Annotated in this window: 12 protein-coding genes and 2 pseudogenes; 5 read left to right on the plus strand and 9 right to left on the minus strand. The window is 72.2% G+C overall.

Going from position 1 to position 10,165, the window contains the following annotated elements:
• Positions 1–1,242, plus strand: a 1,242-nt coding sequence (locus tag GUY60_RS27300) for an alpha/beta hydrolase family protein (RefSeq protein WP_376771326.1), incomplete at its 5' end; no start/stop codon positions are given.
• A gap of 52 nt (positions 1,243–1,294) precedes the next feature.
• Positions 1,295–1,516, plus strand: a complete 222-nt coding sequence (locus GUY60_RS27305) for a hypothetical protein (RefSeq protein WP_161702468.1) — start codon at positions 1,295–1,297, stop codon at positions 1,514–1,516.
• A 67-nt stretch (positions 1,517–1,583) separates the two neighbouring features.
• Here GUY60_RS27305 and GUY60_RS27310 read toward each other — a convergent pair whose 3' ends face one another.
• From GUY60_RS27310 to GUY60_RS27320, 3 genes and pseudogenes are all read right to left on the minus strand, one after another.
• Entirely contained in the window at positions 1,584–3,194 is a 1,611-nt protein-coding gene (locus GUY60_RS27310; protein WP_161702470.1) for a molybdopterin-dependent oxidoreductase, read from the minus strand.
• A 72-nt stretch (positions 3,195–3,266) separates the two neighbouring features.
• Positions 3,267–3,377, minus strand: a pseudogene (locus tag GUY60_RS27315) (anti-sigma factor); the annotation flags it as partial.
• Positions 3,378–3,415: 38 nt separating this feature from the next.
• Positions 3,416–3,805 (minus strand): annotated as a pseudogene (locus GUY60_RS27320) (sigma-70 family RNA polymerase sigma factor); the annotation flags it as partial.
• Between the two features lie 155 nt (positions 3,806–3,960).
• Between GUY60_RS27320 and GUY60_RS27325 the strand changes: the two are divergent.
• From GUY60_RS27325 to GUY60_RS27335, 3 genes are all read left to right on the plus strand, one after another.
• Complete coding sequence (locus GUY60_RS27325; RefSeq protein ID WP_161702474.1) at positions 3,961–4,821, plus strand: helix-turn-helix transcriptional regulator; 861 nt, start codon at positions 3,961–3,963, stop codon at positions 4,819–4,821.
• A 74-nt stretch (positions 4,822–4,895) separates the two neighbouring features.
• Positions 4,896–5,690, plus strand: a complete 795-nt coding sequence (locus tag GUY60_RS27330; RefSeq protein ID WP_161702476.1) for an SDR family NAD(P)-dependent oxidoreductase — start codon at positions 4,896–4,898, stop codon at positions 5,688–5,690.
• Between the two features lie 38 nt (positions 5,691–5,728).
• The gene (locus GUY60_RS27335; RefSeq protein WP_161702478.1) at positions 5,729–7,396 is read left to right on the plus strand and encodes an MFS transporter; all 1,668 of its coding nucleotides are present in this window, start codon (positions 5,729–5,731) and stop codon (positions 7,394–7,396) included.
• On the opposite strand, the gene GUY60_RS27340 is transcribed toward GUY60_RS27335, so the two are convergent.
• The 6 genes from GUY60_RS27340 to GUY60_RS27365 form a co-directional block, all read right to left on the minus strand.
• Entirely contained in the window at positions 7,380–7,877 is a 498-nt protein-coding gene (locus GUY60_RS27340) for a hypothetical protein (RefSeq protein WP_161702480.1), read from the minus strand. The two genes, GUY60_RS27335 and GUY60_RS27340, sit on opposite strands and share 17 nt — an antisense overlap.
• A 45-nt stretch (positions 7,878–7,922) precedes the next feature.
• A complete protein-coding gene (locus GUY60_RS27345) occupies positions 7,923–8,324 on the minus strand; it encodes a contact-dependent growth inhibition system immunity protein (protein WP_161702482.1) in 402 nt (133 codons plus the stop codon).
• A gap of 66 nt (positions 8,325–8,390) precedes the next feature.
• Complete coding sequence (locus tag GUY60_RS27350) at positions 8,391–8,903, minus strand: hypothetical protein (protein WP_161702484.1); 513 nt, start codon at positions 8,901–8,903, stop codon at positions 8,391–8,393.
• Positions 8,904–8,965: 62 nt separating this feature from the next.
• The gene (locus GUY60_RS27355) at positions 8,966–9,373 is read right to left on the minus strand and encodes a hypothetical protein (RefSeq protein WP_161702492.1); all 408 of its coding nucleotides are present in this window, start codon (positions 9,371–9,373) and stop codon (positions 8,966–8,968) included.
• Positions 9,374–9,467: 94 nt separating this feature from the next.
• The gene (crcB, locus tag GUY60_RS27360) at positions 9,468–9,842 is read right to left on the minus strand and encodes a fluoride efflux transporter CrcB (RefSeq protein ID WP_161702486.1); all 375 of its coding nucleotides are present in this window, start codon (positions 9,840–9,842) and stop codon (positions 9,468–9,470) included.
• On the minus strand, positions 9,839–10,165 hold a 327-nt coding region (locus GUY60_RS27365), incomplete at its 5' end, for a fluoride efflux transporter FluC (protein WP_161702488.1). The genes GUY60_RS27365 and crcB, both read right to left, overlap by 4 nt.

The raw sequence follows: 10,165 nt of genomic DNA on the forward strand, positions 1-10,165 counted from the left end.
CCCATGAACCACGCGTTGTCGCGCCGTGGCCTGACCGTCGCCGTCGCCGTGTTCACGTTCGCGGTCGGGGCCGGTGGGCCTCCTGCCGTGGCGGGCGGGGCGGGCGCGGCGGACAAGGCAGAGGTGGCAAATAAGGCAGAGGTGGCGGAGGCGCCGTATCTGCCCCGGCCCACCGGGCCGCGTGCCGTCGGGACCACGGCGTTGCATCTCACCGACGAGTCGCGCCCCGATCCCTGGGTCGCCGGGGCGGACGCGCGCGAGCTCATGGTGTCCCTCTGGTACCCGACCTCCTCGCCGCACGGGCGGCGGGCGCAGTACATGACCCCGACGGAGTCGGAGTTGCTGCTCAAGGACGGGGGGATCACCGGGGTGCCGTGGGATGTGCTGAGCACGACGCGGACCAACTCCGTCGTCGACGCCCGGCCCGTCGGGCCCGCGCGCGGGCTGCCCCTGGTCGTGCTCTCCCCCGGCTTCAGCAAACCGCGCGCCTCGCTGACCTCGCTCGCCGAGGAGCTGGCCGGCCACGGCTACCTGGTCGCCGCGGTCGACCACACCTACGAGAGCGTGGCCACCACCTTCCCGGACGGGCGGGTCGCCACCTGCGCGGCCTGCGAGATCCCGCACGACGAGGCGTTCTGGACCCGGCTCGGCAAGGGCCGGGCCGCCGACGTCTCCTTCGTACTGGACGAACTGACCGGCCCGGACGCGCCGTGGGACGGCGCCCGGCTCGTCGATCCGTCCCGCATCGCGATGGCGGGCCACTCCGTCGGCGGCGCGAGCGCCCTCCCGGCCATGACGGCCGACCCGCGGATACGCGCGGGCATCGACATCGACGGTTCGACCGACGTACCGGTCCCGGACAGCGGCCTCGACCGGCCGTTCCTGTTCCTCGGCAGGGCCGAGCAGTACACCCCGGGAAGCGGCGACGCGGCCGCCACGTGGGAGCGCGACTGGCGCCACCTGAACGGGTGGAAGCGCTGGCTCGTGGTGGCCGGGGCCGAGCACGCCTCGTTCACCGATATCGGGCTGCTCGCCGAGCAGTTGGGCATCGACCTGGGCGCCGACCTGCCTGCGGCCCGTACCTCGGAGATCACCCGCAGGTACGCCCGCGCGTTCCTCGACCAGCACCTACGCCACCGGCCGCAACCGCTCCTGGACCGGCCGTCCGCCCGGTACCCGGAGGTCGGGTTCTGCGCGCCGGAGACGTACAGCTGCGTCCTTGCGACCGGAGCCCGTGCATAACGATCTGGGCGACCGGCCGGAGGTGGGCGGTGGCGGGCGCATACTGGGGTTAATGACTAAGCCTGCAGCACCGAAGCGTCGTCTGCCCACCAGTCCCTTCAAGGCCCCCGGCACACCGGCTCCCAAGCACTTCGCCGTGGGCGATCAGGTCACGCACGACATGTACGGCCTCGGCCGGGTCATCGGCATCGAGGACGGAATCGCGGCACTCGTCGATTTCGGCTCGACGCAGCAGCGGATCCTGAGCCCGTACAGCAAGATGACCGCGCTGTAGTGCCGGGACGGTGACTCACCGTCCCGGCATTTTCAACGGGTTCCCGTACAGGTGGACTCGTCGCGTTCTAGGCCACGTTGACCACAACCGTGTGCCGGCCGTCCGCGCCCGCCGGGGCCGGGCCGGTTCGGTGGGCGGTCTGGGTGTGGCCGGTGTGGTCCGTGGCGCGAACCTGGAGGGTGTGGCCGCCGGACGTGGCGGGCCACTGCCAGCTCCACTGCCGCCAGGTGTCGAGGGGGCCCTCGGCTGCGAGGTCGGCGTCCTGCCAGGCGCCGTCGTCGACCCGTACCTCGACGCGTTCGATACCCCGGTGCTGCGCCCAGGCGACCCCGGCGACCGTGACCCGGCCGGCCTTCGGGCGGGCGAAGGGCCTGGGGGTGTCGATCCGGGACTGGGTCCTGATCGGTGCCTCGGCGGCCCAGCCACGCCGCACCCAGTAGGCGTCGTACGCGTCGAACGTGGTCAGCTCGATGTCCCGGATCCACTTGCAGGCCGATACGTAGCCGTAGAGCCCCGGCACGAGCATCCGTACCGGGAAGCCGTGCGCGAAGGGCAGGGGCGTGCCGTTCATGCCGACGGCGAGCATCGCGTCGCGGCCGTCCATGACGGCCTCCACCGGGGTGCCGATGGTCATGCCGTCGACCGAGCGGGCCACCAGCTGGTCGGCAGGTCCACCGCGCGAGGGCGGCCGCACCCCGGCCTCTTCGAGGAGTTCCCGAAGGGGTACGCCGAGCCAGCGGGCGGAGCTGACGTACGGGCCGCCGACCTCGTTGGAGACGCAGGTCAGGGTGATGTCCCGTTCGATCAGGGCGCGGCCCAGAAGGTTCTGGAAGTCCAGGTCGAGGGGGGTCGTCACGCCCTCGCCGTGCACGCGGAGGCGCCAGCGGGCGGCGTCTAGACGGGGCACGGTCAGGGCGGTGTCGACCCGGTAGAAGCGCTCGTTCCGGGTGGTGAACGGGCTCAGGTCCGGGACCTTCAGGTCCACGCCGCGCGGGAGCGCGGGGGCGGGCGAGGCCGGTGCGGGCAGGCGGACCGCCGCGCGGGAGGCCGCCGCGTCGGCCGCGGTCGTGTCGTTCAGACGGCGGCTCAGGAAGCCGAGGCCCGTAGCGGCCGCCGTGACCGCGCCGGCGGCGAGCAGAAAGCCCCGGCGGCCAGGACCGCGGGGCGCCGGATCACCGGGGCGTCCCGCCTCGTACGCCAGCAGCCCGCTCAGGACGTACAGCGCACCGGCCCCCACCAGCGCCCCGCACAGCGAGGGGACGGCGTCGAGTGCCGAATCCGAGTCCGGGCGCTCGGTCGCCGCCAGCGCTCCGACCAGGCCGAACGCGAGTACGGCCAGCGAGGCGGCGCGGCGGCGGCGCTGCGCGAGGACGCCCACGAGCGCGGCGAACAGCGCGAGTACGGCGAGGATGCCGAGCCGCAGCACCAGCTTGTCGTCGGTGCCGAACTGGCGGATCGCCCACTCCTTCACCGGCGCGGGCGTACGGTCCACGACCGCGCCGCCGACCGCCGTGAGCGGGCCCGCCTCGGGGCGGACGGCCACCGCGATCAGCTCGGCCACCGCCAGGGCCACGTAGCCGCTGACCAGCCCGCAGAGCGCTGCACGGGCGACGCTTGCTGCTCGCGCGGCTCGGTTCGGGCGGTTCGGGCGGTTTTCTCGGGTGCTCACACTCTTCATTCGTAGCTGGGAGGGGTGGTGGTTTGGTGCGGTGCTTCGTTCCTACGGTCCCGCAGGGGCGCGCGGGGCGCCTTACGTGGGGAACGTCAGCAGACCGAGTGGGGCCGTCGTCGGCCGGGGTGAGCCGCCCATGGGTTCGACGGTGACGCCCATGCCCGTGGCGCCGTCGACCGGCCCGTCCAGCGCGTACGCGCCCGTCGGAATGTGCAGGTCGGCGGTGCTCATACGCTCACCCCCAGGCAGTCGCGCAGCCGGATCAGCCCGTCGCGCAGCCGGGTCTTGACCGTGCCGAGCGGCAGGGTCAGCAACTGGGCGACCTCGCGGTAGGTCAGGCCCCGGTAGTACGCCAAGGTCACCGCCTCCCGCTGCAGTTGGGTGAGGGCGCCGAGACAGCGCCGTACCCGCTGCTGTTCCAGGCGGGCCTCGACCTGCTCGGTCACCTCGTCGTACGCGGGCATCCGGTCGAGAAGGGCCGCCCGGTGCTCGCGTTCGACGCCCGCCCGAGCGGCGCGCACCCGGTCGACGGCGCGGTGGTGCGCGAGGGTCAGCACCCAGGTCATGGCGCTGCCCCGGTCCGGGCGGAACCGTGCCGCCTTCCGCCACACCTCGATGTCTCCTCGGCTTTCATACGGGTTCCTTCGGGTTGCTTCGGGTTCCTTCGCTGCGGCTTCCTTCGGGTTCCTTCGCTGCGGCGCAGGTCCGTCGCCTCGCCGGTCGGGACGAAGCCTCTCAATACGGGCGGTCAGGCGCCGCTTAGCATGGCCGGATGGAGCTCTCAAAGCTGTCCGCCGACGCCCGGGAACGACGCAGTGCGGAGATACGGGCCTTCCTCCGCTCGCGCCGGGCGCGCGTGACGCCCGCGGACGTGGGCATGGCGGCCGGAAGCGGGCGGCGCACGCCGGGACTTCGGCGGGAAGAAGTGGCCGTACTCGCCGGGGTGGGGGTCTCCTGGTACACGTGGCTGGAGCAGGGGCGGGACATCAACGTGTCGGCCGAAGTCCTCGACGCCGTCGGCCGGGTGCTGCGCCTCGACCCCGCCGAACGCGAGCACCTGTACCTCCTCGCCGGGCTCAACCCGCCGCCCGCCGCCCCCGCCGACCGGGCCGTGCCGAACGGTGTCCGGCGGGTCATCGACGGCTGGCTGCCGCGCCCCGCGTACGCCATCGACCGGCACTGGAGGCTGCTCGCCGTCAACCGTGCCGCTCAACTGGTGTTCGGATACGGCGAGTTGGACCACAGCTGCCTGGTCAGTTTCTTCACCAGCGCGCACTTCCGGGCCTCGCTGTGCGGCTGGGAGGACGCGGCCCGGGGGATCGTCGGCCTGTTCCGGGCGGACGCGGCGCGCTACCCGGACGACCCCGAGTTCGGCCGGCTCGTGGAGGACATGTGCGCCGCGAGCCCGGCCTTCGCCACCGTGTGGGCGGAACATCCGGTGGGCAGCGACACGGAAGGGGTGAAGTCCCTCGTGCACCCCGACGCGGGTGAGCTGGCGTTCGACTACACGATGCTGCCGCTGGCCGATCTGCCGGGCGCGCGGCTGCTGTTGTACACGCCGGTGGAGGGGACGCCGACGGAGGAGCGGGTGGCGGGGCTGCTTCACGAGGCGACGGTGCCTGCTGCTTCGTAGGCGAAGGTGGTGGTGGCAGACCCAGGATCGACCAGCACTGCCGGGTCCGCGCGAGTCCGCCCAGGATCGTCCGCATGCAGAGATTCACGAACAAGACGGCCCTGATCACCGGCGGCACCAGCGGCATGGGTCTCGCCACCGCGCGACGGCTCCTCGACGAGGGCGCGTACGTCGTCATCACCGGCCGCGACCAGGAGCGCCTGGACGCGGCCGTCGCCCGGCTCGACGCGGTCGACGACCGGGTCCTCGCCGTACGGGCGGACGCCTCCTCGACCGCCGAACTCGACGTCCTGATGCGCCGGATCGAGACCTGGCGCGGCACTCTCGACGTGGTCTTCGCCAACGCGGGCGTCGGGGTCTTCAAGCCGACCGCGGAGCTCACCGAGGACGACTTCGACCGCACCGTGGACGTCAACTTCAAGGGCGTCTTCTTCACCGTGCAGAAGGCGCTCCCGCTGATGCCGCGCGGCGGAGCGGTCGTCCTCAACGCCTCCTGGACCCTGTACCGCGGCCTCTCCGTGGCCTCGGTCTACTCCGCGAGCAAGGCGGCCGTCCACAACCTCGCCCGCACCATGGGCTCCGACCTCGCCCCGCGCGGCATCCGCGTCAACTCCGTCAGCCCCGGCTACATCGATACGGCGATGTGGCGCGAGGCCAACCCGGACCCGGGCGCCGAGGCCCGCAACTCGGCCGAGGTGGCGCTCGGTTCGCTCGGCCACCCGGAGGAGGTCGCGGCGGCGGTCGCGTTCCTCGCGTCCGACGACGCGGCGTACATCACCGGTCAGGATCTCGTCGTCGATGGCGGGCTTGTCGGGTCTGTTCCGGTTCCGGTTGCGACTCCGGCTCCGGGTTCGGTTGCGGCCGTATGAGCGGGGAGTCGAAGTCGAAGTCGAGGTCGGGGTTGGCCTTGTCCTCGGCGCCTCGGGGCACGGTGGGGCGGCGGCGCGGGAACGTTCCCGTACTCGTCGCCGTACTGCTCGCGCTGCTCATCCTGCCGACCTCGGTCACCGGGTCCGGCGTCGCGCTGCCCGCCGTCGGCCGTGACACCGGTGCGTCGCTCGCGGCCCTGCAGTGGGTGGTGCACGGGTACAACCTGACCTTCGCCAGCTTCCTCCTGGCGTGCGGCTCGCTGGCCGATCTGTGGGGCAGGCGGCGGGTGTTCGGGGCCGGAGCGGTGCTTTTCACGGCGGCGTCGGCGGTGAGCGCGACGGTGGACGACATCGTGGCCCTCGACCTCGCGCGCGCCCTCGCGGGCCTCGGTGCCGCGGCCCTGCTGACCAGCGGCAGTTCGCTGATCGGCGAGACCTTCCAAGGGCGGGCGCGCAGCCGGGCGTTCGGGGCGCTCGGCATCATGACCGGCGCCGGTCTCGCGCTCGGCGCGATGGCCGCGGGCGTGGTCACCGACCTGCTCGGCTGGCGCGCCTTCTTCGGCCTGCACGCGGTGTTGATGCTGCTTGTCTGCTGTGCGGTGCCGTTGCTGCCGCGTGCACCTCACGTCGGGGTGGCTCGGAGTGCGTCGACGGCAGGCGCGGATCGGGTCGGGGTGGACTGGGCCGGTACCGCGATCTTCTCCGGTGGGCTGTTCCTGCTGATGCTCGGCACCGTCGAGGGCCCGCAGTGGGGCTGGGGCAGTGCCGGTGTGCTCGGGCTGCTCGCCGGGTCCGCGGTGCTGCTCGCGGTGTTCGCGGTGGTGGAGCTACGGGTGCGGCACCCCATGCTCGACCTGCGGCTGCTGCGTAACGGCCGGTTCATGGCGCTCTGCCTGATCCCGGTCGTGGCCACCTGCTCGTACGTCATTCTGCTGCCGCTGCTGCCCAACTACCTGCTGGTGGCGAACAGTTACTCCAGTCGCCGGGCGGGCACCGTCATGCTGCTCATGACGCTGCCGATCCTGGTGACCCCGCTCCTGGCGACCTGGCTGCTGCGCCGCGGCCTGACCCCTCGGCATGTGTTCGGCCTCAGCCTGCTCTGCCTCACGGCGGGTGTGGCCTGGCTCGCGGGCACGCTCGCGCCGGGAGTTTCACCCGGCGAGCTGGCCGCGCCGCTGATCACCCTGGGCGTGGGGCTCGGCCTCAACTTCGGCCTGGTCGACGGTGCCGTTCTCGACGTCGTCGCCCCCGAGTCGACCGGCACGGCCGCCGGGTTCCTCAACACGCTGCGGCTCGGCAGCGAGGCGCTTGCCATCGCGGCGGCGAGCGCGGCCCTCGTCGGCCTGGTCCGGAACAACGTCGGTACGGGCCTCGAACGGTTCCCCTCCTACGGCGCCGGCCCCGCCGAGCTCGCCAACAGCGTCAACGCGGGCGACCTCACCGGCCCGCTCTCCCAGCTCCCCGCCCAACTGCGCCCGGACTTCGGCACGTTCATCGCCGAGAACCTCACCGACGCGTGGCAGGCGGTGCTGTGGTCGGGGGCGGGGGTGTGCGCGGGGCTCTCGGTGCTGATTTATGTGCTGTTGGGGGCGCGGACGGGTTCGGGTGCGGGTGCTCGTACGGGTTCGGGTTCACGTGCTCGTACGGATGCGGGGTCGGGTGCGGATGCCCGTACGGATGCGGGTGCCGTTACGGCTGGCCCGTAGCTCCCACGCGTGCGCCTATCGCCAGGTCGGCGCGGGCCGCGCGATGCAGGTTGTTGAGGGCGTCGATGATCGCCGGGCCCATGGCGTCGCGGACGGGGGCTGGGATGGAGTCGGGGTCGCGCGTCGACTTCAGGAGATCCCAGAGGCGCTCGTTCACCGTCACGGCGGCCGTGGAGACCGCTTCGTCCCCGAGCAGCACCAGGCCCTCGAAGAGCACGGACCGCCGCGCCTCGGCCGCCTCCATCTCGGCCAACGGCCCGCCGACGTCCCGCCCTTCGAAATGCGCCTCCAGCATCCGCTTCGCGGCGCGGCTCGTTTCCTTCACGCAGGAGATGTACTCGACGTACGTGTCGAGCTTCCGCTCGTCCCAACGCGTCGCCATGGTCTGCCGAAACCTGGCCCGCTCGGCCCAACTGGTCGCGAAGAACGACGTGATGGCGCCCATGAGGACACCGATCAGGGTGATGATCTGACTTGCCATGTGGATCACCGTAGCGGTGGGCAAGTCGAGGGCGAGGGTGGGGAGTCAGGTGGCTCGGGTCGCCAGGAAGCGGTCGATGTCGGCGGCCAAGTAACGTTCCATGTCGTGGAGTTGGCTTGCGATTCCTTCCAACTCCTCGGCGAGATCGGGAAACAGGGCCCAGGCCGACGGCGGGCAGCCGAGGACCGCGCTCAGCAGGTCGCCTGCGTAGTAACGGCCTTCGGCCAGCGGGTTGTCACGCAGTACCTCCATCGCCAGCGGAAGCAGGAACGGCAGGCTCACGCTCTGGCTGACGAGTCTCTGCAGGTCCTCGACCGTGAGCGTGCCGAGCTTCTTGCGCCGCAGTGCGTGCACCGTCTTGACCAGCGCTGTGGTGTTGTCGGGCGGGTCCGGCCAGGCACCCTCCAACTCGTCGAGCGTGCGGTCGTGGTGCAGCAGCCGGTCCATCCAGCCAGCCTACGGACCAGGCCCGCCCCGGAGTCAGTCCGTGCCGTGACACCCAGGTCCAGGGAGTCAGTCCGTGACGCCCAGGTCCTCGCGCATGAGGCGGTGCAGCGCCTGCAGTCTGGGTTCCGCCGACTTCAGTGCGCCCAGGGCCTGTTCGGCGGACTCTCCCTCTCGGGCGATGCCCCGGTCGATGCGCTTCGCCGTGGCGTCGGCCGCCGCCAGGACCTTGTTCAGCTCGCGGGAGGACTCCAGCACCCGCTCGGGCACGATCATCTGCGCCTCCGCATAACGGTGCCGGTACTCGCGCCGCGCCTCCTCGACCTGCGTACGGTCTTCGTCCGTGTACACCCCGTCCCGCAGCCGGTGGAGCGCGTCCTTCAGCAGAGTGTGGAAGTGGTGCGAGGCCCGGTTCATCCCTGTGTACGCCGCGCGCCGCTCCTCGTACGAACGCCGGTGGTCCTCGGAGCGGATTTCCGCCGCCCGTTGACGCCGCGTCGCCCAGGTGGAGACCAACGGCGCGAGGAGCGTGCCCAGTACGCCCGCCACGGCGGCGAGCATGGTGGCTGTTGCGGAACCCATGCCCCTGAGCCTAGCGATGCCCTGAAGGTAACTCGCCGTCGCGACAGGTCAGTTCACGAGGGTCAGACGTCGTACGGCGGCGTGACGCGGCGGTACGCCGCCCGCGCGTGGACCACGCGGCCCGCCACCGTGCCGATCAGCGCCGCGGCCAGCAGGCACGCCATCCACTCGGGGTCACGGTGGCCCGCCCACGAGATCTCCCCGATCGGATGCGTACCGAAGAAGTTGAGGAACCCCCAGCACAGCACGGCCGTACCCGGCGCCGCCGCGAACCGGCCACGGACCCCGAGCACCGCCGCGAGCAGCGACAACGCCGCGAGCGCGAGGCCCGTACGGTCGAGAGCGCCGAGCAGGTCGAGCACATGGACAAGGCCGAACGAGCCCGCGTACGCCGCGGTCCAGGTGAGAGGTGTGGCCATCGGCTCCGGTACCGCCCTGGCTCCGCCGGCGACGAACCGCCACTCCACCACGTCGAGTCCTCCCCACCCCTGGGCGCCCATGCCTCCCCTCAACCCTACGAGGCCCCGCACGGCACCCGCGGCGGCTATAACCGACTCCGCTCCGCTACGACCACAGCACCTCGGCCGCCGCCACCCCCGCGTACGCCGCCCCGAGCCCGGCCGTGACGCTCGCGACCGCGTTCAGCGCGGCGAAGAGGCGCGCCCCGGACTCCGCGAGCCGGAGGGTCTCGTACGAGAACGTCGAGTACGTGGTGAGCGCCCCGCACAGTCCCGTACCGAGCAGCAGGTACAGCGGTGAGGACGCCGCGCCCGCGACGACCGCGCCGGTGAGCGCGCCGAGGATCAGGCAGCCGGTGACGTTCGCCGTGAACGTGCCCCACGGGAACGCCGAGTCGTGCCGCGCCTGCACGGCCCGGTCGGTGAGGTAGCGCAGCGGGGCGCCGACGGCTGCGCCGCACAGTACGTACAGCCAGTTCATCGCCGCCCCCGCCCCGCGCCGCCCGTCGCGCCGCCGACCGCGCCCGCGATGCCTGCCCGTACGCGCCGGGTCGCCGTCGTCGCCAGCCAGATCGCGGCTAGCGCCGCAAGCAGGGTCAGCGCCAGGTAGCAGAACGCGGCACGCGCCTCGTCAAGGTCCGTCAGGCGCTCCACGTCCACGGCGTACGTCGAGAACGTCGTGAACCCGCCGAGTACGCCGGTGCCGAGGAACGGGCGGACCAGCGGATGCGCCCGGCGTCCCTCCGTGACCAGGACCATCAGCACGCCCATAGCCGCGCAGCCCACGACGTTGACGCCGAGCGT

This window comes from Streptomyces boluensis (assembly GCF_009908195.1).
In the GTDB taxonomy this organism is placed as follows: domain Bacteria; phylum Actinomycetota; class Actinomycetes; order Streptomycetales; family Streptomycetaceae; genus Streptomyces; species Streptomyces boluensis.